Here is a 25,188-nt window from a genome sequence, read left to right on the forward strand (position 1 = left end):
GCTCTAGGTGGTTGCCAGGTGCTGGCCGGTGATGGCTTTCATGATGTTGTGGACGATGGCGTGGAAGGCGAACTCGGCTTGTGCGCGGGGTAGTCGGCGGCTGGTGAATCTGCGAAATCCCATGTTGTGCTTGGCATTACCGAATGGCGTTTCGGCTATATGGCTACGTCGGCGATAGAGGTGGTGGCCTTCGTCTGTGGCCAGGCGGTAGGTCATTGCCGCGATCGGACCGGCGTCGGCGTCCGGCTCGGGTGGCGGCGCATCGCTGCTGACGCGGGGCAGTTTGTGGGACTTGCTGGTGGCGATCAGCCGGTCGGGGCCCTCGGCGAGGATGTTGGCCTGTGACAGGTATCCGGCATCGGCGAGGATCGTCCCGATCCCGCGAACCGCGGGATCATCGGGCGAGATGGGTTGATGGGTGGTGATGAGGTCGGCGGCTGTCACCGCCTGCTCGAGCATGGGCACGAACTCGGGGCAGTCGGAGACGCCGTTACCGACGCTGGTCGCCAGGATCAACCCGTCCTCGCTGGTCACCGCCTGGCAGTTGTAGCCCTGAAGCCACCCACCACCACGCAGCGGCATCGGCCTGGAGTCAGGGTCGGTGATGTTGCGTCGGGTGTCGGTGCTGGCACGGTGCGGCTTGCGCGCGGCCGGCGGTGTTGCAGCCGCCTCGGCGGCTTCGACCCGCGCCACCCGGTCGGCCTGGGCTGCGTGCCACCGGTCGGTGAGCTGGTGGGCATGGGCCAGGCGGGCGCGGGCCGCGATCACCTCGCTGGCCTGCTCGATCGGTTTCGGTCGCCGCCCCCGCTGCCCGGCGGTGCGCCGGTCGATCTTGGCCTGCTGGGTATCGATCGCCTCGGCCAGCAGCCGTTCGGCGATGGCCACCCGCAACTCGATCGGCACCGTAGCACTCCGTGACAACACTCCGGAATCCCAGCGGTCGAGCCAATCGGAGAGGAACTCTTGACGCTGCTGAGCGCGCAGTTCCCGCCGTTTCGCGGCAGCGTTCGGATCGGCCGCCGGCTGCGCCCGGGCGGCCGCACTGTTGTGTGCACGGGCCGACTGCAGTGCCTCATCGATGCGGTCGAGCCGATCCGACCCCAACAATTGCGGCGGCACCGACTGATCATCGTCGTCGATGTCGTCGTTGAGTGCATGCTCACGTGCGGCGGCCTCAGCGGTGCCACTCAGCTGCCGACGTAACCGCGCCAACTCGGCCTCACGGGCCTTGACCAGTCCTTTCTCTGTGCGATTAGTTGAAGCGGACGCATCCGAGGCAATCTTGACCCCGTCGAGTGCCACCACCCCGAGCTTGCCCAACCCCAACTGGGCACACGCCACCAACACCTGAGTGAACAACTCCGCCATCACCGGTGCCGCATCCACGCGAAACCGGGCGATCGTCACATTGAACCGTCCTGGGTCTGGTGGAGACCGTGAACGCACCAGGAGAATGTGGTCATGGGAGCTGTGCGGAAGTACGACGACGAGACGCGTGCGCAGGCGGTTCGTTTGTATGAGGACCGGTTGCGGGAGCATGGGGAGTCGAAGCTCGCGGCGCGCCGGCATGTCGGCGAGTTGTTGGGGGTGAATCAGGCGACTCTTCGGAATTGGGTCGAGGACCGCTACTCGTCGGCACCGCGGGTGGAGTCTGGTGGTGGGGACCCGGTGGCGGAGTTGGCGGAGTTGCGTAAGGAGAACGCCGAGTTACGTAGGGCGAATGAGATTTTGAAGACTGCGTCCGCGTTTTTCGCGGCGGCGGAGATCGACCGCCGACTGCGCTGATCGTCGAGTATATCGACGCTTTCCGCGACCGGTTCGGGGTCGATCCGATCTGTCGAGTACTCGCCGAGTACGGCGTGCAGATCGCCCCGTCCACCTATTACGCCCGCAAGCAGGCGGGCCCGGTCTCGGCGGCGCAACTGGCCGAGGCGTACGACGCGCACGCCGTCTACCAGGAGTTTGTCCGCCAACGCGGTGTGTACGGGGTGCGCAAGATGCAGCATGCGATGTGGCGCGCCGGGCACACAATGGGCCGCGATCAGGTCGGCCGACTGATGGGGATCTGCGGGATCTCCGGGTCGGTGCGCGGCTCCCATCGCACCCGCACCACCCAGCGTGACGAGAACGCCGAACGGTTTGCAGATCATGTTGATCGGCAATGGCACACACCGAGCCGGCCCGACCAGTGGTGGGTGGCGGACTTCACCTACGTATGGACCGTGGCCGGGTTCGTGTACGTGGCGTTTCTGGTGGACGTGTACTCCCGGAGGATTCTGGGGTGGCGAGTGATGACGTCGAAGGAGACGCCCCTGGTGAGCAGCGTCCTCGAGCAGGCATTGTTTACTCGCCGCAGAACCGATTTCTCCTTTACCGCAACGGGTTTGGCCCATCATAGCGATGCGGGCAGTCAGTACACATCCATCGCCTTCACCAAGGCGCTCTACGACGCGAAGATCACCGGATCCATCGGTTCGGTCGGTGACGCGCTCGACAACGCGTTGATGGAATCAACGATCGGGTTGTACAAGACCGAGCTCGTCGGTCGGCAGAAATCATGGTCCGGGCGCGCCGAGGTCGAACGCGAAACGGCCGCCTGGGTCCACTGGTACAACACCGAGCGGCTGCACTCATCGATCGGCTACCGACCACCGGTCGAGTACGAGACGCGCTACCGTGACACCGTCGCCTCCATCCCGGAGGTGGCCTAAACCCAGGTCTCCACCGGGTCCAGGACGGTTCACATGATCAGGACCATCGCCCCCGCAAATGACCCGGAACGCGATATCACGCCGACACAGCCGCTCCAACTGCCGAGACGACCGCTGCCCGTGCGCCCACCCCCAAATCAACAGGGTCAACATCATCTGCGGGTCATACCCACGCCGCCCCACCCCGCCGGTCTTGCGTAACCGATCCAGCACTGACGTGTCGATCCGCTCGACCAGCGAAATCACCAGCCACACCGGATCATCATCGGGCAACCACCCCCGCATACTCGGCGGAAGCAAGAACTCCTGATCGCGATCAACCGGTCGATACCCCTTGGCCACCAACACATTATCGGCCACAATCAGTCAGAAACACCCGCTGACAAGCCGAAATGGCCGCAGAATCCCCACGGCCATTTCGCAACAGCCCGATATATCCCCTCGGAGAGGCCTGAGCACGCAGATTTCGGTCACTCCCGGCCGCGCCACGTGCACAGACAGATCTCGTTGCCCTCGGCGTCGGCGAGTACGTACCATTCGGGCGCGAATTCGTCGGAGACCAGACTGCCGCCCGCACCGATCGCCGCAACAATCCGTTCCTCCACCACGTCGTGGGGAACCCACAGGTCGACGTGCACCCGATTGCGTTCCGGGCGCGGCTCGTCCATCTGCTGAAACCACACGCTGGGCAGGATGCCCGCGCCGTCGGAGAGGTCCATCGACGTCTCCTCCGGCTCGTCGTCGTAGCCGAGGACCGCCTTCCAGAACGGGCGGACCTTGTCGATGTCGAGTGCGTCGATACCGAGTTCGAACCGAGCCGGTGGCGCCGCCGCGGGTTCGAGGTCGAGGTCACTCGCGATCGCCGAGATCTGGTTGGCCAACGCCACATCGGCCTCGGTGAGCCGATGCGCGCTGTGCGTGGTGAGCGCGAGGTGGACTGAGCCATACCGCAGTTCGACGTCGGGATGGTGTCCGGCCGCCTCCGCGGCCTCGATGATCTTGGCGACGAACTCACCTCCCCGCACCATGTTCTTGGTACGAAATGCGGCGTAGGCGGTGTCGGCCATCACCCGCCACGGGTCGGAGAGTGCCTCGGTCGCCGCGGCAGCGCTGACTGGTGTTCCACTGGATCCGGTCATGACTCGACCCTACGGACGCCGACCGATCCTGGGTACCCTCACGATGTGCTGCTACCGGTGCCGACCGCGCAAGGTGTGGCGGACGGGTCGATCGACCTGGCCTTCCGCCGGTGGAAGACGCCGCGGGTCAAGCCGGGTTCGACGTTCATCAGTTCTGCTGGGGTCATCGAGATCGTCACCGTCGACCCGGCCGACGCCGCCGACATCACCGACGACGACGCACGTCGAGCGGGATTCGCGTCACCTGCGGAGGTGATCTCGAAGCTCCGCAAGAACGACGACCCGATCTTCCGGGTCGGGCTGCGATGGGCGGGGCCCGACCCGCGGATCGCGCTGCGGGCGGACGCCGACCTCTCCGACGACGATGTCCACGATCTCGTCACACGTCTGGACCGCCTGGACGCCCGCGCTTCATCCGGACCGTGGACCCGGGCGACCCTCGACGTCATCGCGCGACGCCCTGCCGTCGTGTCCACCGAGCTCGCCGCCGAACTCGGCAGGGAACGTGCAGAATTCAAGCTGGACGTGCGCAAGCTGAAGAAGCTCGGACTGACCCACAGCCTGGACGTGGGCTACGAGTTGTCGCCGCGCGGGAGGGCGTTGCTCCTGCGCCTCGGCCACGGGACCTCACAACCGGACAATTGACCCGGCCCGGCACCGCGCCGGGCCGGTTTGGTCGCTCACCACCCCGCTCGCTACACTCGTGTGCGCTGCCGCGCGCAGCACGCCGCCCTAGCTCAGTCGGTAGAGCAATTCACTCGTAATGAATAGGTCAGGGGTTCGATTCCCCTGGGCGGCTCCACCGCGGTCTCACCGCTACTCCTGATCAATACTCGCGAGCGCCGCCCGCGGATCCAGGCTGCCCGGAGCAAGCTGATCGCGAATCAGACGAGCCGTTTCCATGTGGACGAGTTCGTTCGCCGGAGTGGGAACCCCGTGTAGCCGGCCCAGCAACACGATCTCACCCGTCAGATAGTCGATCTCGCTGTCGGGGGCACCCCGGGCGATGCTCTGCCAGGTGGAGCTCTCGATGCTGTCCTCGCCGCTGTCGCGGCGCACGATCAGGTCGCCGCGTCGTTCGCGGTCCGCCTTGTCACTGACGACGTCGATTCCCGCGGCGACCAGCACTGCTTCTCCCTCGTCCCGTACGCGCCGCATCAGTTCGGCGGTGGCGTCGCCGTCACGCCGGTACGTGGCGTCGACACCGTTGCCCAGGTTGAGGACGAGCTTGCGGTACTTCCAGGCCATGATGTCGTCACGCGGCACGGATTCGAACCCGGCCGCCGCGAAGTCCGAGGAGATCTCCGCGGCGATGTCGTCGGTCCCGACGGGGTAGCGGCCGATGTCGAGGATGCCCGGTGTCGCCGACGATCCCTGCACGACGACACCTGGTTCGAGGTGCAGCGCGGGCAGCATCACGCAGATCGAGTAGGCGTTCGGGAATCGTCGTAGGATCGCGGACTCGTTCGCTACGCCGTTCTGGGCCGAAACGATCGGAGTCGCCAGTGGGGCGTGTGCCTGCAGGTCGTCGAGCACGGACGCGGTGTGCTGCGACTTCACACAGATCAACACCACTGTGTCGGGCGTCCAGTCGATGTCCGACGCATGCGCCACGGCCGGCACGGCGAGCGTCTCGGCGCCCTCGGCGAGGTCCAGGGTGAGCCCACGGTCGCGGATCGCGTTGAGGTGGGCGCCACGTGCGATCAGGGTCGTCGGAATCCCGGCCCGAAACAGCCGACCGCCGACGACGCCGCCGATCGCGCCGGCCCCGAAGATGACGAAACGCATGTCACCAGAGTAGGGAAACGGCACAAGCAGTCGGAGGTCGATGGTGCTTCATCGCGCCCGATGGGTGGATTCCGGCGCACCGGACACGCCGTCGTTCACCCGAACGACTCCACGCCGCCACGCCCCGGGCGCCACCCCGACGTGCCGCTTGAACGCTCGGTGAAACGCCGACTCCGACTGATATCCAACAGTATTCGCCGCACATGCGACGGTCGTCGCCCCCGACTGCAGTAGCCGAGCCGCGAGCTGGAGACGCCACCGCGACAGATAGGTCATCGGCGGCACACCGACGTAGGCGGTGAATCGATCGGCGAACGCCGACCGCGACATCCCGACGTCGCGGGCGAGCCGGTCGAGGGTCCACTGCTCGGCGAATCGGCCGTGCATGAGCCGAAGGGCGGCACCGACATCCCGGTCACGCAGCCCGGCCACCCAGCTCCGCGCCTCCGGCGGCAACCCGTCGATGTGCGAGCGGATGGCCTCCAGGAACATCAGCTCGGACAACTTCGCCAGCATCGCCTCCTGACCGGCGTCCCGATCAGCACTCGCAGCGATCGCGGTGTCCAACAACGACGTCATCCATCCCCAACTCCGACTGGACACCGGCGCCAGAATCATCCGGGGCAAGGAATCCAGCAGGGGATTGAAAGGCCCGCTGTCACAGGCGAGGTAGCCACAGACGATTCGACATCGCTCGGCGTCGGCGTCCCCGTTGATGTCGATCACGAAGGGCAGCGCCTCACTCACCGGCCGGTAGTACTGCGACATGTCCGGCTGCCCCCGCATGCCCGGGGACGACGACAGGATGTTCGCTTCCCCGGACGGAAAGATGACGATCTCCCCTGCCCGCAGCAACGCTGCGGGCTCCGGCTCCTCGACGGCCTCCACCCAGCAGCTACCCGACGTGAGGACATGGAATGCGATCAGATGCTCGGCATCCGCGGCCACTTTCGACGCGATCGCGTCGGTCGGTGGACTCTGCGCGACGAACGGCGACCGCGCGTCGATGTCGTAATACACCGCTCCGGTCATGCGCACCGCGAGCAGCACATCGGACAACACGTCCATCACGCACCTCCGCCGACGCCGGGGCGATCCCGGACGAACGGGCAAGACCCCCGGTAGCCAGGGCATTCCGGCACAGACCCGATCTCCGTAGCGTCGCTTGCACACCGCGTCCCACGCCATTCTCCCACCGGCGGGCACCCCAGAGAAGGAGCCGATCATGTCCACAGTCGAACTAGGTGGCGGCACCGTCGCCGACGAACTACGCGCGGCCGTCCGAGGTCCGGTGATCGGTCCCGGCGATACCGACTACGACGACGTCCGCAAGGTGTACAACGGCGCCATCGACCGGCATCCCACCGCAGTCGTCCGGATCGCCGACGTCGCTGACGTGATCACGTGCGTCGACTTCGCCCGCCGCCACGCGATGCCGCTCGCAGTCCGCGGCGGCGGCCATCACGGAGCAGGTTTCGGCGTCGCCGACGACGCCCTGGTCATCGACTTCCGGGATCGCCGATCGACCACAGTCGACCCGGTGGCAGCGACCGTACAGGTCGACGCCGGATGCACCTGGGGCGATGTCGACCACGCCACGGGCACGTTCGGGATGGCGACCCCGTCGGGATTCGTCTCCACCACGGGCGTGGCCGGACTCACTCTGGGAGGTGGCACCGGCTATCTCACAAGACATTTCGGACTTACCATCGACAACTTGCTGTCGGCTGACGTGGTCCTCGCCGACGGGACGTTCGTCCGGGCGAGCAGCGGATCGCATCCCGATCTGTTCTGGGCCCTGCGTGGGGGCGGCGGCAATTTCGGGGTGGTCACTTCGTTCACGTTCCGTTGCCACCGCATGGGTGACGACGGTGAGATCATCGGCGGGCCGGTGCTCTACGACATCGCCGATGCCGACGAGGTGTTCGGCTGGTACCGCGAGATCCTCCCGTCGCTGCCCGACGAACTCAACGGCTGGATCGGCGTGCTCGAGGTCCCGTCGGCGGCACCGTTTCCCGAGGAGCTCTGGCGGCGTCGGGTCTGCGGGATCGTCTGGTGCTATTCGGGATCACGCGCGGATGCCGACGAGATCCTGAGGCCGGTCCGCGAGTTCGGATCGCCGTTGCTGTCGGGTGTGGCGCCGATGCCCTACCGCATGTTGCAGCAGGCCTTCGACGGGCTGCTGCCGTCCGGCCTGCAGTGGTACTGGAAGGCCGACATCTACGAGGAGATCACCGACGACGCGATCGCCGTGCACCGGCGGTTCGGCGAGGACATCCCGACGCCTCTGTCGACCATGCACCTGTACCCCATCAGTGGAGCGGCCGCCCGGGTCCCCGAGGACGCGACCGCGTTCGCCTATCGGCGCGGAGGATGGAACGGGGTGATCGCCGGGATCGATCCGTCGCCGGCCAATCTGCCGAGAATCTCGGCGTGGGCCCGCGAGTACTGGGAGCAGTTGCATCCCACTTCCGCCGGTGGCGGCTACGTCAACATGATGATGGACGAGGGTGACGAGCGTGTCCGGGCCGCCTATCGCGGCAACTATGAGCGCCTCGCGCAGGTCAAACACCGCTACGACCCCACCAACCTGTTCCGGCTCAACCAGAACATCGCGCCTGGGTGACCGCCTATCTGGCCCTTCGTGACGCTCGCAAGCTCGCTCCTCAGGGACCGGTTCCTATCTGATCCCTGAGGAACCCCGGAGCGCTAGCGGAGGGGTGTCACGAAGGGTCAGACACTCACTCCCCCGGGGCTGCGGCACCGCCTCCTATAGTGGAAGGAGGGTCACCGGTCCGCGGCGTTGCCACCGGCAGCAGAGGAGAAGACGATGTCCGACTTCATCAACAAGATCAAGGAAGAAGCCAAGGCAGTCTCCGCCGCGATCGACCAGGAGCTGACGGTTCTCGAGGGTGTCGACGGCTACGATCCGCTGCGCGAGGAGGACGAGACGTCCGACGAGCAGAGCGACCCCGGACCCGACACCGACGACACCACCGACGAGACCCCCTCCGACGACACCGAGGGCGGCGGGACCCCGGTCGAGGAGTAGATCGCGTGGTCGCCCGCCGCCTGCCCGACATCGCGGCACTCGACATCGTCGTCACCGTCGCCCGTCTCGGCAGCATGGGTGCGGCCGCCCGAGATCTCGGCATCAGTCAGCAGGCCGTCAGCGCGCGGGTGCGCAGTGTCGAACGCGAACTCGGCGTGGAGATCTTCATCCGCTCGGCCGGCGGGGTCGACGTCACCGCCAACGGGATGGCCGTGCTCGAATGGGCCAACGCTCTGGTGGAACGCGCAGCGCAGTTCATGGCCGGCGTCGACTCCCTGGTCGACGCGCGCCATGCCACCCTGGTGGTGGCGGCGTCCAAGACGGTCGCCGAATACCTGGTCCCGCGCTGGATCACGACACTCACCCATCACAGCGACGTACGAATCTCGGTGCGCCCAATGAACTCCGCCGAGGTAGTCGACACCGTCCATCACGGTGATGCAGACCTCGGATTCATCGAGAGCCCGGGCTCGACAGGGGATCTCGACGGTGCGGTGGTGGCCCGCGACGAACTGGTCGTGGTCGTCGCGCCGGGCCATGCGTGGGCGCAGGAACGCACGGTCACGGTCGACGAACTGGCCGCGACACCACTCATCCAGCGCGAACCCGGGTCCGGAACACGCGTCACCTACGAAGCCGCACTGGCCGATTCGGGTGCGACCCCGACCGAGCCGCTCATCGAGCTACGGTCGGTGACCGCGATCCGATCGTCGGTCCTGACGTCGTCGGGGGTGGCGGTGTTGTCCCGCCTGTCGGTCGACGACGACATCGAAGCGGGCCGCCTGGTGCGGGTGGATGTGACCGGCCTGCGGATGATCCGGCCATTGCGCGCCGTGTGGTCGTCGAACATCCGGCTGCGCGGGCCGGCGCGTGACCTGCTCGACATCGCCCGTCAGACCGGTCGCAGCACAACCGATCTCAGCGCTTGAGATCAGGGTTCTCGGCGTACACCTCTTCGATCAGCGACATGTCGAAGATCTGCTCCGGCTTGATCGAGTAGCCGGCCTTCTCGAGCGCGATGATGTTCTCCTCGATGAGTGCGTCGGACATCGTGAGCAGCCCGTTGGCATCCGTCTCTTCCGACACGACGAGCCCGTTCTGCGCGATGGCCTCCTCGGTCTGCTCGGCCTCTTCGAGCCCGAGGTCGGCGCCGTACTTGGTGACCGCCAGCCGTGCCGATCCCGCCGGATCGGCGACAGCGTCGTACCAGCCCTGGATGTCGGCCTTGAGGAAGGCCTTCACCTTGTCGCGTTCGTTGTCGATGGTTTCCTGGCGCACCACGAGGGTCTCGGCGACCAGCGGGAGGTTGAAGTCGGCGAACAGGAAGTTGGCGTTCTCGAAGCCGTTCAACCGCAACATGATCGGCTCGTTGGTCACGTAGCTGACCCAGCCGTCGACGTCGCCGGTGGTCAACGGCGTCGGATCGTATTGCACGGTGATCTTCTCGACGTCGGACTCGGCCATGTTGTTGGCGGTGAGCAACGCCTTGAAGACGTTCTCGTTGGATGCCTGGACGCCGATCTTTCGCCCGGCCATCTCCTGTGGCGTCCGGATCGGCCGTTCCGCCGACGACACGATGCAGAAAGGGTTCTTCTGAAATGTCGCCGCCACCGTCATCAGCGCGGCACCCTGCAGGATCACCGGCGCGGTGAGCTGCGGGGCGGTCATACCGATCCACACCTTGTTCGACGTCAGGCCGGTTTCCACGCCGGTCCCGGCGCCGCCCCCGGTCAGCAGTTCCGGTGTCCCGAGGCCTTCCGCCTCGTAGTATCCGTTCTCGATTGCCCAGTATTCGCCGGCGAATTCGATGTTCTTCTGCCAGGAAAGCTGCACCTTCGGATTCATCGACGACGCGCCCGACCCCCCGGACTCGCCGTTGCCGCTGCTGCACGCCGCGAGCGCCCCGGTGGCACCGAGCGCTCCGATCGCGCCCCCGGCCGTCAGTGAGTACCGCAGGAAGGACCGCCGGTCGAATGTGGCGCGGCGCATCGAGTTGCTCATGTGTTCCCTTTCTCTCCCCCCGGAATCCGATCCGGAAGATCAGTTCTGCTGCATGCCCATTCGGGCGAGCACGATGGTTTCGGCGACACCGACGAACGCGTAGACCACGATCGAGGCGACGGTGATCACCAGCACCGACGCCCACAGCTCGTCGTAGGCGGCGGCCGGAAGTGCCTGCTGCAGTGTGGCTCCCAGCCCTTCGTTGGTGCCGAGCCATTCCGCGACCGTGGCGCCGACGATCGCGCCCGGAACGGACACCTTCGCCGCGCTGAACAGTGACGGCACCGCCGCCGGAATCGCTGCCATCCGCAGCGCGGTCATCTTCGACCCGCCGTACACGGTGATGACGTCGTTGATCTGCCTGGGCGCGTTGGCGAGTCCGGTCATGATCATCACCAGGGCGGGGAAGAACACGACGATGCCACCCATCACCGCCACCACGGCCACACCGCGTCCGACGATGAGCGTGATGAGCGGTGTCATCGCCACCAGGGGCACCGACCGCAGCAGCATCGCGATCGGCATGAACGTCTGCGCGGCGGGACGCGACAGCACGAACAGCGCGGCCGTCGCGACGGCCGCGGTCATACCGACGACGAACCCGATCGCCGCGTCGGTCAACGTGATCCAGAGATTGTCGAGGATCTCCGCGCGTGACGCGGCGGCGTCCGGGTCGGTGAACAGGTACCCGAACACATCGACCGGGGTGCGGCCGATGATGGGCCCGATGTCGGGGAAGGCGAGCAGGAACAGCCACCAGATCACCAGGATCAGAACGAACGACAACAGCAACGACCCGAGGAACCGGCCGATGCTCCACAATCCGGCCGCGGTCATCGCAACACCGCCAGCCCCGACGACCACCGCGTCGCGAAGCGAGCCACGACACTGATCACCGCGTAGCCGACGCCGGCGATCGCACCGCTGATCAACGCGATCGCCCAGACCTCGGGGATGTCGCCGCGTTGCTGGGCAACGATCATCGCCGGTCCGGCGCCCGTATCGGGCATCGCGAGGAACTCGCCCAGGACCGCTCCGAGCACCGCCGCGGGTGCCGCGATCTTCACTGCGGCAAGGGTGTTGGGCAACGCTGACACCGACCGGACCCGCCACAGCTGCGCGAACCGGCCCCCGCCGTACACCTTGACCAGGTCGAGGCTGCCCTGATGCGGCGACCGCAGCCCGCTCAGGGTGCCGATCATCGTGGTGAAGAACACCGAGATCGCCGCGAGGAACACGATCATCGTCTGCACCTCGGCGAACGCCACCTGGATGATCGGCGCGACCGCGATGATCGGAGTGCAGTAGGAGATGATGGCCAGCTGGGTGGCGAGCCCTTCAATCGGCGGGATCAGCACGACGAGCACGGCCAACGCGATGGCCAAGCCGTTGCCCCAGAGAAAGCCGCGCAGTGCCAGTTCGACCGTGGACGAGAAGTTGTCGATGTAGAACGCGGTGCCGGTGTCGGCGATGGTCGAGATGACCGCTCCCGGAGTGGGAATGGTTCCACTGAACCATTCGAGCGCACCGGCGAGCCACCACAGACCGATCAGTGCGGCGATGCCGATGAGCCCGGCGTACCAGCGGTTGGCGCCGCCGAGGTCAGCCACGTGTGGCCTCGGCGGGCTGTCGGGGACCGTCGTCGGCGTTGGTGCCGAACAGCAGCCCGGACAGGTGATCGTGGATGGCGTGGAACTCCGGGGTGCGCATCATGTCGGGCACCCGGGGACGCGGCAGATCGATCGTCACCATCTCGACGACCTTGCCGGGCCGCGGGCTCATCACCGCGACGACGTCGGACAGGAACACCGCCTCCGCGATGCCGTGGGTCACCATCAGCGTCGTCGCCGGTTTCTCGGTCCAGATACGCAGCAGTTCGACGTTGAGTCTTTGCCGCGTCATGTCGTCGAGGGCGCCGAAGGGTTCGTCGAGCAGCAACGCGGTCGGTTTCACCACCAGCGCCCGTGCGATCGAGACACGTTGCCGCATACCGCCGGACAGCGTGGCGGGCTTCGACTTCTCGAACCCGGACAGGCCGACGAGTTCGATGAGGTCGCCGACCAGGTCGTCGTCGGCAGGCATCCCGCCGACCTGCAACGGCAGCTTGATGTTGGCCTCCACCGACCGCCACGGCAGCAGTGCCGAATCCTGGAAAGCGATCCCGAGCTGATGATCGCCCTGCAGTTCCGACGGGGACTGCCCATTCATCAGCGCGGTCCCCGACGTCGGCTCGTCGAGCCCCGCGAGAATCCGCAGCACCGTCGACTTGCCGCAACCCGACGGACCGAGCAGCGACAGGAACGCGCCCTCGGATGTCGCGATGGTGACGTCGTCCAGTGCGGTCACCGACGATCCACCGCGTATCGATCGGGTGGAGAAGGTCTTGGTCAGACCGGAGATGTCGATGCCGGTCCCCGGTGGCCGCGAATCGGCTGCACTCATGAAGCGTGACGTTAGGAGCCAGGTGTTGCTTGCTGATTACCGCTGAATTATCAGTGACCGCACCCGAAGGATTGTTCGACGGACGGTCGGTCCGGCGACCCGCCCGGACCAATCTGAACACACCGTGTGTCAGTCCGCCTAGAGTGGCAGCCAGAGCACGTGGTGTGTGACAGATACAACAGGAGGCAGCCGGCAATGGCATCGATCCGCGACCATCTACAGACACTCTCGGACACGTTCGGTGCCATGCGTGTCCTGCAACGCGCGGGTGCGCTGGACTTCAAGAAGCCGCGCGAGGTCGTGAAGGCCGTCAAGCGCAACGAGACGGTGGGTGCACCGGCAGCCATCGTGATGCACGGAGCCGACGAGTACCCCGACGCACCGGCCCTGACCGACGAGCGCGGAACCCTCACCTTCGCCGAACTCGACCAGCAGTCCAACGCATTGGCGAACGAACTGCTCGCGGCGGGAGTCGCCCCGGGCAGCGTCATCGGCGTGCTGGCCCGCGATCACCGCGGACTCATCACGGCCCTCAACGGCGCCGGGCGGGCCGGCCTGCGACTGGCGATGATGAACACCGGGTTCGGCCAGACCCAGTTCACGGAAGTGGCTGCGCGCGAGAAGATCGCGGCGATGCTCTACGACGAGGAGTTCGCCGACATCGTCGACGGACTGCCCACCGGCCTGCCCCGGTATCTGTCGTGGGTCGATGGACAACGTCCGGTACCCGAGGGCGTGAAGGTGCTCGACGACGTGGTGACCAACGGCGACACCAGCACGCCGCCGGAACCGGAGAGCTGGGCCGGGCTGGTGATCCTCACCAGCGGCACCACCGGTCTGCCGAAGGGTGCGCAGCGCGGCAAGGTCTCACCGTTCACCAGTGCCCTGCTTCTCGACCGCATCCCGATCCCGGAGCGCGGCACGATGGTGATCGTCTCGCCGGTGTTCCACTCCACCGGTTTCGCGTTGTGGGGTGTGGGCACCGCGCTGGGCAACAAATCGGTGCTGATGCGTCGTTTCGACGCGGAGAAGACCCTCGCTGCGATCGCCGACAACCGTGCCGACATGCTCGTCGCGGTCCCGACCATGCTGCACCGGATGGTTGCGCTCGGGCCCGACGTGATCAAGAAGTACGACCTGTCGTCGCTGAAGATCATCGTGATCGCGGGATCGGCGTTGTCGCCGACGTTGTCCGAGGCGGTCCAAGACGCCTTCGGTGACGTGCTCTACAACCTGTACGGCTCCACCGAGGTGGCGGTGGCGTCGGTGGCGACCCCGAGCGAGTTGCGGCAGGCACCCGGCACCGTCGGTCGAGCACCCGTGAGCAGTCACCTCGCCCTGTTCGACGACAAGGACCAGCGCATCACGGAGAACGGCGTCCGTGGGCGACTGTTCGTCAAGAACGGCGCACCGTTCGAGGGCTACACCGACGGCCGCCAGAAGCAGGTGATCGACGGCTACATGTCCACCGGCGACATGGCCCGATTCGACGAGAGCGGCCTGATGTTCATCGAGGGCCGCGACGACGACATGATCGTGTCCGGTGGGGAGAACGTGTACCCCCTCGAGGTGGAGAACCTGCTCGCCGAACACCCGCATGTCGCCGACGTCGCCGTGGTGGGCGTCGAGGACGACGAATTCGGCACGCGCCTAAGGGCTTTCATTGTCCGTAGCGAGGGCGCCGACCCGCAGATCGAGGACCTCAAGCAGCACGTGAAGACGAACCTCGCGCGCTACAAGGTGCCCCGCGACGTCGTCTTCGTCGACGACCTCCCCCGCAACCCCACCGGCAAGCTGGTGCGCCGCCTGTTGCCGACGGGACCGCTCACCTGAGGTCGCCCGGCCCCGGAGGAGCGAGCTTGCGAGCGACCCCCGGTCCGGTCCCTGAGGAGCAGTGGTAACCGCCCCGGTCCCTGAGGAGCGAGGCGCTAGCCGCCCCCGATCCCTGAGGAGCGAGGCGCTAGCCGAGCGTCACGAAGGGCCGCCTGGGATGCCCCTTCGTGACGCCCCTCCGCAAGCTCCGGGGCTCCTCAGGGAGCGGGGGGGTTGCGGGGCTCCTCAGGAAGCGGGGGGGTTGCGGGGCTTCTCACGGAGCGGGGGTTGCGGGACTCCTCACGGAGCGGGGGTTGCGGGGCTCCTCAGCGAGCGGTGACGCGCCGGTCGTTCATCGCCAACCCGATGGTCGCGACCATCGCATCGACGGCGAACTTGGGCTTCACGTTCACATCCAGCGCGGTGCGGCATTCGAGCACCGCTTCGACACAACGCAACAGTTGTTCGGGGGCGGCGTAGGCGGCCATCGGCACGGCGATGTCGTCGGTCTTGTCGGGATGCATCGCGGTCACCTGCGCACCCACCGCGAGAACCAGCGCGTCCCGGAACAATGCGGCCAGATCGACCAGCGCGCGGTCGAGCATGTCCCGCGAGACGCGGGTGGCCCGGGATTTCTGCCGCTTCTCCAGTTCCTTCAACGCCCCGGCCGTGCCGCGCGGCGCGCGTGCGGTGCCCTTGCCGGTGCCGCCCGCGCCGAGGGCGGTCTTCATCTCCTCGGTCTCGGCCTCGTCGAGCTCTGCGCTGATCGCCTTGGCCGCGTCCTCGGCCGACCGCACCAATGCCTCGGCCGCCGCATAGGCGGTGGAGTCGCGGGTCGCGGCCCGTGCCAGACCGAGGGCTTTCTCGCGCTGGGCACGTGCCTCGTCGTCGGTGGCCAGTCGCTTGGCCCGGCCCACATGTCCGCCGCACACACCGGCCGCCCAGGCCGCTCGCTCCGGGTCGATGCCGTCGCGCTCAATGAGCACGCGTTCAATGTCGGCGACCGCGGGCGTGGCGAGCGCGATGTGCCGGCAACGGGAGCGGAGTGTCACCGAGATGTCCTCGGGATCGACCGACGGCGCGCACAGCAGGAACACAGTGCGCGACGGCGGCTCCTCGACCGCTTTCAGCAACGCGTTGGCAGCCTGCTCGGTGAGCCGGTCGGCGTCTTCGACGATGACGATCTGCCACCGCCCGGTACCCGGCCTGCGCGCGGCCGCCTGCACCACGTCGCGGGCCTCCAGCACCGACAGACTCAGCCCCTGCGGCACGACGTGACGCACATCGGCGTGCGTCTGCGCCATCACCGTCACGCAGGCACGGCACTCCCCGCAGCCGATCTCGTCGTCGGACTGACATTGCAGTCCGGCGGCAAAGCATGTGGCGGCCACCGAACGCCCACTGCCGGGAGGTCCGGTGAACAACCAGGCATGCGTCATCGAGGCACGCAGGGCGCCCTCGAACTGGTCAGGCCCGGTCTCGTCGGCCCCGGCGAACAGCGAGGTCGCGCCCGCCGCGCCCTCGTCGAGGCGTGCCGCGACACCGCGGGCAGCACGCGCCGCCGCACGCAATTCGTCGGCGACCGCCGCCTGCCCGGTCAAACGATCGAAGACATTTGTCACACCGCCAGCGTAATGCGCAGTTCAGACACCACCGGCGGACCGCCGCGTGTGTAACAACTGCAAGCAGCCAGCTACCGTTGTTACGTGATTGAACGTCGGTCCCGGTGGTCAAAGGCCCTGCACCTGGGCCGATGGCTGGTGCACACACCGTGGCCGATCCTTGCCCTCGACATGCTCCGCGCGAACGTCGTCGGCGCGCTGTTCACCTTCGCGTTCCTCCGGTTCGGTATGCCGCTCGAGGATTCCATCAGCCTCGACGAGATCACAGCGTTGAACCAGGCGATCTTCGCGATCTATCTGGTCGGCGCGATGCTGGTCGGTGGTTTCCTCAGTATCCAGCTCTCCCTGCCGGTCCTCGTCTGGCACCGGCGACGAACGCGGCTGGACAACGAGAACGCGCGCCGCCGCGCGTTGAAGCTCCCACTGGTGTTGTCGGTGGTGAACCTGGGGCTGTGGACTGTCGGCGGCGTGTTGTTCACGATGGTGAACTTCTCCGTCTCACACAAGAATGCGTTCATCGTGGCCATGGCCAGCGCGGTCGGCGCGCTGGTGACCTGTGTGCTCTCCTACCTGCAGGCCGAGAAAGTGCTGCGGCCCATCACCGTCGCGGCGATGGCCAACGAACCCGACGCGGCAGTGGCCCCGAGCGTCACCGCCCGCATCGCGGTGTTCTGGGTGGTCAGCGTGGTCGCTCCGCTGGCGGTCATCATCGGACTCATTTTCTTGCAGCGGCTGGGCTGGATCGAGACGGACCCGGAGGGATTGCAGCGCCCGATCCTCTGGATGTCGGGCGCGGCGCTGGCATTCAGCGTCATCGCCATCGTGCGCGTGGTCGCTGCGATCAACGACCCGATCAAGCAGTTGCGGAAAGCGCAGAGCGAGGTCAGTGCCGGCAACCTCAACGTGGCCGTCAAGATCTACGACGGCAGCGACCTCGGCCTGCTGCAGGCCGGCTTCAACGACATGGTCGCCGATCTGCGAGAACGACAGGACCTGCGCAACTTGTTCGGCCGGTACGTCGGCGAGGACGTCGCGCGCCGGGCCATCGAGACCGGCACCGAACTCGGCGGCGAGGAACGCTACGTCGGGGTGCTGTTCGTCGACATCGTCGGCTCCACCCGACTGGCGGTGAACCGGCCGCCGCGCGAGGTGGTGGAACTGCTCAACGAGTTCTTCCGGGTGGTGGTGGCCGTGGTCGGACGCCATGGCGGGTTCGTCAACAAGTTCCAGGGTGACGCGGCGCTGGCGATCTTCGGCGCCCCGCTGGACCTCGACGACTTCGCCGGCCGGGCGCTCGCATCGGCCCGGGAGCTGCGCACGGAGCTGTATCAAACCCTCGGCGACACAGACATCGGGATCGGCGTGTCGGCGGGCAAGGCGATCGCCGGCCACATCGGCTCCGAACAGCGCCTGGAGTACACCGTCATCGGCGATCCCGTGAACGAGGCCGCGCGGCTCACCGAACTCGCCAAGGACGAACCGACCCGCGTCCTGGGCTCGGCGCGTGCGGTGTTCCTCGCCTCCCAAACCGAGGCGGAGCACTGGGAGATCGGCGAGGGTGTGGAGCTGCGCGGTCGGGGAATCGAGACCCTGCTCGCACGGCCGCTTCTCGAGCCGATGGGTGTCTGACGGGGCGATCACACGATCTGGGTGATGCCCCGGCTCGTCGGCGACCGATAGCTTCGGGGCGTCACCGGTAACGACGACGGGATCGAGGAAGCCATGGGCGACAGGAATTCGGTCATCGGAAGCCCCCTTCCGCCCACCCGGACTCTGCCGTTCCCACCCAAGCAGTCGGGCAGCATCGCCGGGCGGACGATGCAGGAGTCCACCTACTCGCCGAAGCCCCCGGAACGCCATCTCCCCGAGAACGCACCGAACGTCCTGGTGATCCTGATCGACGACGCCGGTCCGGCGCTGCCGTCGACCTTCGGCGGCAAGATCCAAACCGACACCCTGGATCGTGTGCGGGAGAACGGGATCGGGTTCAACCGCTTCCACACGACGGCGATGTGTTCACCCACCCGGGCATCCCTGCTCACCGGCCGCAACCACCATCGCGTCGGCAACGGTCAGATCGCTGAGCTGGCCAACGACTGGGACGGGTACTCGGGCCGCATCCCGAAGAGCAGCGCGACGATGCCCGAGGTGCTCCGCAACTACGGGTACGCGACAGCCGCCTGGGGCAAATGGCACAACACGCCCGCCGAGGAGACGACCAAGGCCGGCCCCTACGACAACTGGCCCACCGGCGTCGGCTTCGAATACTTCTACGGCTTCCTCGCCGGCGAGGCCTCCCAGTACGAGCCGAACCTGGTCCGCAACACCACCTCGGTACTGCCGCCGAAGTCGCCGGAGGAGGGGTATCACCTCAGCGAGGACATCGCCGACGACGCGATCGGCTGGCTGCGTGATCACAAGGCGTTGTCACCGGACAAGCCGTTCTTCATGTATTGGGCCACAGGTTGTCTGCACGGCCCGCACCACATCATGAAGGAGTGGGCCGACAAGTACGCCGGCACGTTCGACGACGGGTGGGACGTCTACCGCGAGGAAGCGCTGGACGGCGCGAAGGCCGCCGGGTGGGTGCCGCAGGACACCGAACTGACGCCCCGCCCGGAGAGCCTGGCCGGATGGGACGAGATCCCTGAGCACCAGAAGCCGTTCCAGCGCAGGCTGATGGAGGTGGCCGCCGGCTTCGGCGAACATGCCGACGTCCAGGCGGGCCGCCTGCTCGACGAGCTGGAACGGCTCGGCTACAGCGACGACACCGTCGTCGTCTACATCTGGGGTGACAACGGTTCGTCGGGGGAAGGCCAGAACGGGACCATCAGCGAATTGCTGGCGCAGAACCAGATCCCCAGCACCGTCGACCAGCACATCGCCGCACTCGACGAACTCGGCGGGCTGGATGTGCTCGGCTCCCCGGCGACGGACAACCAGTATCACGCTGCGTGGGCGTGGGCCGGTTCGTCCCCGTATCAGGGTATGAAGTTGCTTGCGTCCCATCTCGGCGGAACGCGCAATCCGATGGTCCTCCAGTGGCCGGGCCGGATCGACGCGGATCCCGATCCGCGCACGCACTTCACCCACGTCGTGGACCTCGCGCCGACGATCTACGAGATCCTGGGCATCTCGCACCCCGACACGGTCAACGGCATCCCCCAGGATCCGATCGACGGCACGAGTTTCGCCTACGCGATCGACGACAAGTCGGCGGCCGAACCGCGCCGCACGCAGTACTTCGAGGTGATGGGGAGTCGTTCCATCTACGCCGACGGGTGGATGGCGTCGGCCCTCGGGCCGCGGCTTCCCTGGGTGCCGGGTTCGCCTCCCGGGATCACCACCTGGACACCGGATCAGGACCGGTGGGAGCTCTACCATCTCGACGAGGACTGGAGCCAGGCCCACGATATCGCCGAGCAGAACCCGGAGAAGCTCGCCGAACTCAAGGAGCTGTTCGCGATCGAGGCGGCGCGCAACGACGCCCTGCCGATCGGCGGCGGCCTGTGGGTGCTCACCCACCCCGATCAACGAATCACCCCACCGTATTCGGAATGGGAGATGAGCGGCGACACGGTGCGGGTACCGGAGTTCTGCGCACCCTCGCTCGGCAATCGCCCGAACACGGTCCGCATCGACCTCACCGTCGGGGATGGCGCGAGCGGTGTGCTCTACAAACTCGGCGGCGCCGGGGGCGGGCTCACGTGTTTCGTGCTCGATGGTGTGCTGACCTACGAATACAACCTGTTTCTCATCCAGCGGACCAGGATCGTCGCGGACACACCGCTCGCGGCCGGTGAGCACACCGTGGAGGTCGCGACAACGTATGTCGAGGCGAGGCCGGGCGGGCCGCTCGCGGTGACCATCCGGGTGGACGGCACCGACGTGGCCTCGGGGACCGTACCGGTCAGTGCCGCACTGCTGTTCAGCGCCAACGACTGCCTCGACATCGGCCGGGCCTACGGCGGTGCGGTGTCGCGTGCCTACGTCGACAAGATGCCCTTCGCGTTCGACGGCACGATCGATCGGGTGCACATCGGGTACGTGGTTCCTGCGGGGGCGTGAGAATGTTGCAGCACACGGGGTTTCGATACGCCCTCCGCTAGCGCTCCGGGCTACTCAACCGGCGGGAAGGAGCACCCCCCCCCCACCCGTTGATCGGATGCAGGTTTCGATACGCCCTCCGCTAGCGCTCCGGGCTACTCAACCGGCGGGAAGGGTCGCCCCCCACCCGTTGATCGAGTAGCCACGTGCGAACGACAGCGAGCCCGAGGCGTATCGAGATCACTCCGACTTCTTCGCCGTACTCTTCTTTGCCGCAGCCTTTTTCGCCGTCGCCTTCTTGGCGGCGGTCTTCTTGGCAGCCTTCTTGGCCGGGGCCTTCTTGGCGGCTTTCTTCGCCGACTTCTTGGCCGGGCCGCGAGCACGACGATCCGCCAGCAGTTCCATCGCCCGCTCCGGGGTGATGGAGGCGACCTCGTCGCCCTTGCGGAGGCTGGCGTTGGTCTCGCCGTCGGTCACGTAGGGCCCGAAGCGGCCGTCCTTGATGACCATCGGCTTGTCCGACACCTGATCGTTCTTGCCGAGCTCACGCAGCGGCGGCGCGGCCGCCTGCCGACCCCGTCGCTTGGGCTCTGAATAGATCTTCAGTGCCTCCTCGAGGGTGATGCCGAAGATCTGATCCTCACTGGTCAGCGAGCGAGAGTCGGTGCCCTTCTTCAGGTATGGGCCGTAGCGACCGTTCTGCGCAGTGATCTCGTCGCCGGACTCCGGGTCGACGCCGACCACACGCGGCAGCGACAGCAGCTTGAGCGCGTCGTCGAGGGTGACGGTCGAGATGTCCATGGACTTGAACAGCGACCCGGTACGCGGCTTCGGGCCGGCCTTCTTGGCCGCCTTCTTCGCGGTCTTCTTGGCTGCGGCCTTCTTGGCCGCGGTTTTCGTTGCCGTGCCGCCGCTTTCGGCGTCGTCGAGGGGCACGACATCGCCGTCGCCGCCACTGCCGGCGCCACCACCGTCGCGTGGCGTGGGGCCTGCCGGCACCGTCGCCGGAGCCTTGCCGTCGTCATCGTCGTCGTCAGACGGCAGGATCTCGGTGACGTACGGGCCGAATCGTCCTTCCTTGGCGACGATCTCGTTGCCGCTGACCGGATCGTTGCCGAGCGAACGACCTTCCTGCGGGGTGGCGAACAGCTTCTCCGCGACCGCCAGGGTGAGTTCGTCGGGGGTGATGTCGGCCGGCAGGTTGGCGCGCTTGAGATCCGGTTCGGCGTCCGGCCCGGCGACGTTGCGTTCGAGGTACGGCCCGTAGCGCCCGACACGCACGAAGACCGGGCGGCCTTCCTCGTCGTCGAACAGCCGGATCGAATTGACCTCGCGCGCATCGATTTCCTCGAGGTTCACGCCGACGAGCTTCTTGAGGCCACCGAACTTGGCGATCTCCGACTTGACGCTCTCGGCGTCGGCCGCGGTGTCCCCGAAGTAGAAGTCACTCAGCCACCGGGTGCGATTGGCCTGCCCGGTGGCGATCTGATCGAGGTCGTCTTCCAGGGTGGCGGTGAAGTCGTAGTCGACAAGGCTCTGGAAGTAGGCCTCCAGCAACCCGACGACGGCGAACGCGATCCACGACGGGACCAGCGCGTTGCCCTTCTTCACCACGTACCCGCGGTCCTGGATGGTGCCGATGATCGACGCGTAGGTCGACGGTCGGCCGATGCCGAGTTCTTCGAGCACCTTGACCAACGACGCCTCGGTGAACCGCGCCGGCGGGTTCGTCGAGTGACCGTCGGCGTCGAGTTCGGTCGCGGTGAGGCGCTGGCCCTCGGTCAGGTTGGGCAAGCGGTTCTCGGCATCGTCGGCCTGACCGCCGGCCAGTTCGTCGACGGTCTCCACATACGCCGACAGGAAGCCGGGGAACGTGATGGTGCGACCCGACGCGGCGAACGTGCAGCGTTCACCGGATGTGGCGGTCCCGGTGATCCGCAGGCTCATCGTGGTGCCCTTGGCGTCGGCCATCTGCGATGCCACGGTGCGCTGCCAGATCAGCTCGTACAGCCGGAACTCGTCGGCCTCCAGCTGGCCGCCGACCTGGCCCGGGGTGCGGAACGTCTCGCCCGCGGGACGGATCGCCTCGTGCGCCTCCTGGGCGTTCTTCACCTTGCGGTTGTACTGACGCGGAGTCGGATGGACGAACGACTCGCCGTACAGCTCCCGAGCCTGGCTGCGGGCGGCGTTGATGGCCGACTCGGACAGCGACGTCGAGTCGGTACGCATGTAGGTGATGTAGCCGTTCTCGTAGAGCCGCTGCGCGATGCGCATGGTGCGGTCCGACGAGAAGCGCAGCTTGCGGCCGGCCTCCTGCTGCAGCGTCGACGTCATGAACGGGGCGTACGGGCGCCGGGTGTACGGCTTCTCCTCCACCGACGTGACGGTCATATCAGCCCCGTCGAGGGCGGTGGCCAGGCTCGTGGCACGCTCACCGTCGAGGACGAGCACCCCGTCGGCCTTCTTCAGCACGCCCCGGGCGTCGAAGTCGCGGCCCGTGGCGACCTTGGCGTCGTCCACGGACACCAGGCGGGACGAGAAGGTCCGCGGGGTCGAGTCGCTGTCGGCGCCGGCATCCATGGTGGCGGCGATGTCCCAGTACTCGGCGGAGACGAACGCCATCCGCTCGCGCTCGCGGTCCACGATGATGCGGGTGGCGACCGACTGCACTCGGCCCGCCGACAGCTTCGGCATGACCTTCTTCCACAGCACCGGCGACACCTCGTAGCCGTAGAGGCGGTCGAGGATGCGGCGGGTCTCCTGCGCGTCCACCAGGTCGATGTCGAGGTCGCGGGGGTTCTCGGCGGCGGCCTGAATGGCCGACTCGGTGATCTCGTGGAACACCATCCGCTTGACCGGGATCTTCGGCTTCAGGGTTTCCAGCAGGTGCCAGGCGATCGCCTCCCCCTCGCGGTCACCGTCGGTGGCGAGGTAGAGCTCGTCGACATCCTTCATCAGCGACCTGAGCTCGGTGACCGTGGACTTCTTGTCCGCCGACACCACGTAGAGCGGCTCGAAGTTGTCGTCGACGTTGACGCCCAGACGGGCCCACGGCTGACCCTTGTACTTCGCGGGCACGTCGGCCGCGCCGCGCGGCAGGTCACGGATGTGGCCACGGGAGGACTCCACCACGTAGTTCGCCCCGAGGTACCCCGCGATCTTGCGGGCCTTGGTCGGCGACTCGACGATGACGAGTCGCCGGGTCGATCTCCCCGTGCTGGGAGTTGCGGTGCTGGTATCGGCCACCGGGCGTCCTTACTGTGCTTCGCTCTTGCGTCGTAGAAGGGAACGGCCTCGTCGAACGTACGGCGCTCGATGAGGTTTGTACCTTATATATAGCGTCGTCTGCACACTCAGATTCCCTTCGCAAAGGGCCAGTGTGACAAATTGATCATAAGAAGTCAGAAAATCCCAGGTCAGCGGGGTGCGTCGTGGTCCTGACCAAACGGCTCAGAATCCGACGACCGCCGGCCAATGCGCAGCCGCTTCGGATGTGGCGGGCGGCTCCCCGATGTACTCCAGCAGATGAGTGAGCCGCCGCTTGCCCGCGATGCGCAGGGCGTGCGCGCGCCCGTGCGTGCCGACCAGCGTGGGCGCCACACCCACCCGCATCAACGCCGTCGCCAGCGCCGGATGAGTGTCGGGGGCGTGCGGGTCGAGGCCCAGCAGGAACCGGTCACCGTCACGCTCACCGGCCGCGATCGTCCACAGGCGTAGCGCCCGGGGTGACGGCACCCAGCCGGTGGGCATGGACTTCACGGCTCCCGACGACCAGCGTCGGTGCAGGTCGTCGAGCTCGTGGCTGTGCGTGGTCCGCGCGATCGGGTTGCCCTCGTCGGTGAACACGACCTCGGCGGCGGCGCCGGTGGCCGTGATCTCGTCCACGAGGGCCTCGGCGCGCCACACCTCGGTCACGACCACTGAGACCCGCGTACCGGAATCTGAGCGGGATGCCTGGCCGTGGGCGGCCAACAGCCCGGAGAGATCGTCGTACGCGGGTTGGTCGATCTGTGCCGAGAAAAACGACAACTGGCCCACACACCGAGGTTACTGTGTACCTCCCCGCGCGCGGCGGTACACAGAACCCTAGTGTCCCGGCCAAAAGTACTCAGCCAAAAAAGTTACTCCCGGTCACCGCTGTGGTGACCGGGAGCAACTTCGCTCAAGCGTGCTTCGCAGCTTGCAGGAGCCGACTCCTAGACGGCGCGAACGCCAGTGGCCTGCGGGCCCTTGGTTCCCTGGCCGACCTCGAACTCGACGCGCTGGTTCTCCTCGAGGGTGCGGAAGCCCGACCCCTGGATCTCGGAGTAGTGGACGAACACGTCGTCGGACCCCTCATCAGGCGCGATGAAGCCGAAGCCCTTTTCCGCGTTGAACCACTTCACAGTTCCCTGTGCCATTACTGCAATCCTTTACTGACATTCCAACAGACGCGACACGACGGTCTCGTGTCGTGGTCGGTTCCGACCGCCATACCTCGTTCTCGGCGGTGAGTTTCCAACAGGAGCCCCCGCAAACCAGCCTCAGTACCACGGCCACAACACGATCTCGGGAGATCACCGGGGTCCCGGCGG

Annotated in this window: 20 protein-coding genes, 1 tRNA gene, 1 pseudogene and 1 other annotated feature; of the genes and pseudogenes, 9 read left to right on the forward strand and 13 right to left on the reverse strand. The window is 66.8% G+C overall.

From position 1 onward, the window contains the following. Nucleotides 1-3 precede the first annotated feature (3 nt). On the reverse strand, nt 4-1,407 hold the full coding sequence (locus VZC37_RS14385; protein WP_330433266.1) for a transposase: 1,404 nt from the start codon (nt 1,405-1,407) through the stop codon (nt 4-6). A 54-nt stretch (nt 1,408-1,461) separates the two neighbouring features. On the opposite strand from VZC37_RS14385, the gene VZC37_RS14390 reads away from it, so the two are divergent. Beyond that, a protein-coding gene (locus tag VZC37_RS14390) for an IS3 family transposase (protein ID WP_330433267.1) occupies nt 1,462-2,711 on the forward strand; the annotation gives its coding sequence in 2 pieces (ribosomal slippage) (nt 1,462-1,756 and nt 1,756-2,711; 1,251 coding nt in all). Then, nucleotides 1,743-1,874 (forward strand) — a sequence feature (AL1L pseudoknot). (Overlaps the previous gene by 132 nt.) A 30-nt stretch (nt 2,712-2,741) precedes the next feature. Here VZC37_RS14390 and VZC37_RS14395 read toward each other — a convergent pair. Together VZC37_RS14395 and VZC37_RS14400 are read right to left on the reverse strand one after the other, a co-directional pair. After that, nucleotides 2,742-3,053 (reverse strand): annotated as a pseudogene (locus tag VZC37_RS14395) (transposase); the annotation flags it as partial. A gap of 128 nt (nt 3,054-3,181) precedes the next feature. Beyond that, nucleotides 3,182-3,850 carry a 4a-hydroxytetrahydrobiopterin dehydratase gene (locus VZC37_RS14400; protein WP_330433268.1) on the reverse strand — a complete coding sequence of 223 codons (669 nt, stop codon included), beginning with the start codon at nt 3,848-3,850 and terminating at the stop codon, nt 3,182-3,184. A 45-nt stretch (nt 3,851-3,895) separates the two neighbouring features. On the opposite strand from VZC37_RS14400, the gene VZC37_RS14405 reads away from it, so the two are divergent. Next, complete coding sequence (locus VZC37_RS14405) at nt 3,896-4,495, forward strand: hypothetical protein (RefSeq protein WP_330433269.1); 600 nt, start codon at nt 3,896-3,898, stop codon at nt 4,493-4,495. A gap of 81 nt (nt 4,496-4,576) precedes the next feature. Further along, nucleotides 4,577-4,652: transfer RNA gene (locus VZC37_RS14410), tRNA-Thr, on the forward strand. A 14-nt stretch (nt 4,653-4,666) separates the two neighbouring features. Here the strand turns inward: VZC37_RS14410 and VZC37_RS14415 are convergent. Both VZC37_RS14415 and VZC37_RS14420 read right to left on the reverse strand, forming a co-directional pair. Beyond that, the gene (locus tag VZC37_RS14415) at nt 4,667-5,638 is read right to left on the reverse strand and encodes a ketopantoate reductase family protein (protein ID WP_330433270.1); all 972 of its coding nucleotides are present in this window, start codon (nt 5,636-5,638) and stop codon (nt 4,667-4,669) included. A 48-nt stretch (nt 5,639-5,686) separates the two neighbouring features. Continuing rightward, nucleotides 5,687-6,706 carry an AraC family transcriptional regulator gene (locus VZC37_RS14420; RefSeq protein WP_330433271.1) on the reverse strand — a complete coding sequence of 340 codons (1,020 nt, stop codon included), beginning with the start codon at nt 6,704-6,706 and terminating at the stop codon, nt 5,687-5,689. Between the two features lie 157 nt (nt 6,707-6,863). Here VZC37_RS14420 and VZC37_RS14425 point away from each other — a divergent pair, with 157 nt between their 5' ends. From VZC37_RS14425 to VZC37_RS14435, 3 genes are all read left to right on the forward strand, one after another. Further along, the gene (locus VZC37_RS14425; protein ID WP_330433272.1) at nt 6,864-8,264 is read left to right on the forward strand and encodes an FAD-binding oxidoreductase; all 1,401 of its coding nucleotides are present in this window, start codon (nt 6,864-6,866) and stop codon (nt 8,262-8,264) included. 204 nt (nt 8,265-8,468) lie between these two features. Continuing rightward, the gene (locus VZC37_RS14430; RefSeq protein WP_330433273.1) at nt 8,469-8,690 is read left to right on the forward strand and encodes a hypothetical protein; all 222 of its coding nucleotides are present in this window, start codon (nt 8,469-8,471) and stop codon (nt 8,688-8,690) included. 5 nt (nt 8,691-8,695) lie between these two features. Further along, on the forward strand, nt 8,696-9,619 hold the full coding sequence (locus tag VZC37_RS14435; RefSeq protein ID WP_330433274.1) for a LysR family transcriptional regulator: 924 nt from the start codon (nt 8,696-8,698) through the stop codon (nt 9,617-9,619). Here VZC37_RS14435 and VZC37_RS14440 read toward each other — a convergent pair. From VZC37_RS14440 to VZC37_RS14455, 4 genes are read right to left on the reverse strand one after another with little or no spacing between them, the layout of a single operon-like run. Next, entirely contained in the window at nt 9,609-10,691 is a 1,083-nt protein-coding gene (locus VZC37_RS14440; RefSeq protein WP_330433275.1) for an ABC transporter substrate-binding protein, read from the reverse strand. The genes VZC37_RS14435 and VZC37_RS14440 overlap by 11 nt on opposite strands. A gap of 39 nt (nt 10,692-10,730) precedes the next feature. After that, nucleotides 10,731-11,528 carry an ABC transporter permease gene (locus VZC37_RS14445; RefSeq protein WP_330433276.1) on the reverse strand — a complete coding sequence of 266 codons (798 nt, stop codon included), beginning with the start codon at nt 11,526-11,528 and terminating at the stop codon, nt 10,731-10,733. After that, nucleotides 11,525-12,301, reverse strand: a complete 777-nt coding sequence (locus VZC37_RS14450; RefSeq protein WP_330433277.1) for an ABC transporter permease — start codon at nt 12,299-12,301, stop codon at nt 11,525-11,527. The genes VZC37_RS14445 and VZC37_RS14450 overlap by 4 nt, the downstream gene beginning before the upstream one ends. Further along, nucleotides 12,294-13,133 carry an ABC transporter ATP-binding protein gene (locus VZC37_RS14455; RefSeq protein ID WP_330433278.1) on the reverse strand — a complete coding sequence of 280 codons (840 nt, stop codon included), beginning with the start codon at nt 13,131-13,133 and terminating at the stop codon, nt 12,294-12,296. Before VZC37_RS14455 ends, VZC37_RS14450 begins: the two co-directional genes overlap by 8 nt. 195 nt (nt 13,134-13,328) lie before the next feature. Between VZC37_RS14455 and VZC37_RS14460 the strand changes: the two genes are divergently transcribed. Next, nucleotides 13,329-14,966, forward strand: coding sequence for an acyl-CoA synthetase (locus VZC37_RS14460; protein ID WP_330433279.1), 1,638 nt, complete (start codon nt 13,329-13,331; stop codon nt 14,964-14,966). Nucleotides 14,967-15,271: 305 nt separating this feature from the next. Here VZC37_RS14460 and VZC37_RS14465 read toward each other — a convergent pair whose 3' ends face one another. Continuing rightward, nucleotides 15,272-16,567, reverse strand: coding sequence for a DNA polymerase III subunit delta' (locus tag VZC37_RS14465; RefSeq protein WP_330433280.1), 1,296 nt, complete (start codon nt 16,565-16,567; stop codon nt 15,272-15,274). A 171-nt stretch (nt 16,568-16,738) separates the two neighbouring features. Here VZC37_RS14465 and VZC37_RS14470 point away from each other — a divergent pair, with 171 nt between their 5' ends. Together VZC37_RS14470 and VZC37_RS14475 are read left to right on the forward strand one after the other, a co-directional pair. Continuing rightward, nucleotides 16,739-18,196, forward strand: coding sequence for an adenylate/guanylate cyclase domain-containing protein (locus VZC37_RS14470; RefSeq protein WP_330433739.1), 1,458 nt, complete (start codon nt 16,739-16,741; stop codon nt 18,194-18,196). A 93-nt stretch (nt 18,197-18,289) separates the two neighbouring features. Beyond that, on the forward strand, nt 18,290-20,635 hold the full coding sequence (locus tag VZC37_RS14475; protein WP_330433281.1) for an arylsulfatase: 2,346 nt from the start codon (nt 18,290-18,292) through the stop codon (nt 20,633-20,635). Nucleotides 20,636-20,854: 219 nt separating this feature from the next. Here the strand turns inward: VZC37_RS14475 and topA are convergent, their stop codons facing one another. From topA to VZC37_RS14490, 3 genes are all read right to left on the reverse strand, one after another. Beyond that, complete coding sequence (gene topA / locus VZC37_RS14480) at nt 20,855-23,860, reverse strand: type I DNA topoisomerase (RefSeq protein ID WP_330433282.1); 3,006 nt, start codon at nt 23,858-23,860, stop codon at nt 20,855-20,857. Between the two features lie 204 nt (nt 23,861-24,064). Continuing rightward, nucleotides 24,065-24,652, reverse strand: coding sequence for a hypothetical protein (locus tag VZC37_RS14485; RefSeq protein WP_330433283.1), 588 nt, complete (start codon nt 24,650-24,652; stop codon nt 24,065-24,067). Nucleotides 24,653-24,810: 158 nt separating this feature from the next. Continuing rightward, complete coding sequence (locus VZC37_RS14490) at nt 24,811-25,014, reverse strand: cold-shock protein (RefSeq protein ID WP_004022110.1); 204 nt, start codon at nt 25,012-25,014, stop codon at nt 24,811-24,813. Between the last annotated feature and the right edge of the window lie 174 nt (nt 25,015-25,188).

It is taken from the genome of Gordonia sesuvii, from assembly GCF_036350415.1.
Classification (GTDB): domain Bacteria; phylum Actinomycetota; class Actinomycetes; order Mycobacteriales; family Mycobacteriaceae; genus Gordonia; species Gordonia sesuvii.

Excerpts from the sequence above, each read along its gene's own strand:
- VZC37_RS14490 (WP_004022110.1), bottom strand. The coding sequence starts at position 25,014 with ATGGCACAGGGAACTGTGAAGTGGTTCAACGCGGAAAAGGGCTTCGGC.
- VZC37_RS14460 (WP_330433279.1), top strand. The coding sequence starts at position 13,329 with ATGGCATCGATCCGCGACCATCTACAGACACTCTCGGACACGTTCGGT.
- VZC37_RS14470 (WP_330433739.1), top strand. The coding sequence starts at position 16,739 with ATGCTCCGCGCGAACGTCGTCGGCGCGCTGTTCACCTTCGCGTTCCTC.
- VZC37_RS14440 (WP_330433275.1), bottom strand. The coding sequence starts at position 10,691 with ATGAGCAACTCGATGCGCCGCGCCACATTCGACCGGCGGTCCTTCCTG.
- VZC37_RS14415 (WP_330433270.1), bottom strand. The coding sequence starts at position 5,638 with ATGCGTTTCGTCATCTTCGGGGCCGGCGCGATCGGCGGCGTCGTCGGC.
- VZC37_RS14475 (WP_330433281.1), top strand. The coding sequence starts at position 18,290 with ATGGGCGACAGGAATTCGGTCATCGGAAGCCCCCTTCCGCCCACCCGG.
- VZC37_RS14455 (WP_330433278.1), bottom strand. The coding sequence starts at position 13,133 with ATGAGTGCAGCCGATTCGCGGCCACCGGGGACCGGCATCGACATCTCC.
- VZC37_RS14445 (WP_330433276.1), bottom strand. The coding sequence starts at position 11,528 with ATGACCGCGGCCGGATTGTGGAGCATCGGCCGGTTCCTCGGGTCGTTG.
- VZC37_RS14420 (WP_330433271.1), bottom strand. The coding sequence starts at position 6,706 with ATGGACGTGTTGTCCGATGTGCTGCTCGCGGTGCGCATGACCGGAGCG.
- VZC37_RS14425 (WP_330433272.1), top strand. The coding sequence starts at position 6,864 with ATGTCCACAGTCGAACTAGGTGGCGGCACCGTCGCCGACGAACTACGC.
- VZC37_RS14400 (WP_330433268.1), bottom strand. The coding sequence starts at position 3,850 with ATGACCGGATCCAGTGGAACACCAGTCAGCGCTGCCGCGGCGACCGAG.
- VZC37_RS14430 (WP_330433273.1), top strand. The coding sequence starts at position 8,469 with ATGTCCGACTTCATCAACAAGATCAAGGAAGAAGCCAAGGCAGTCTCC.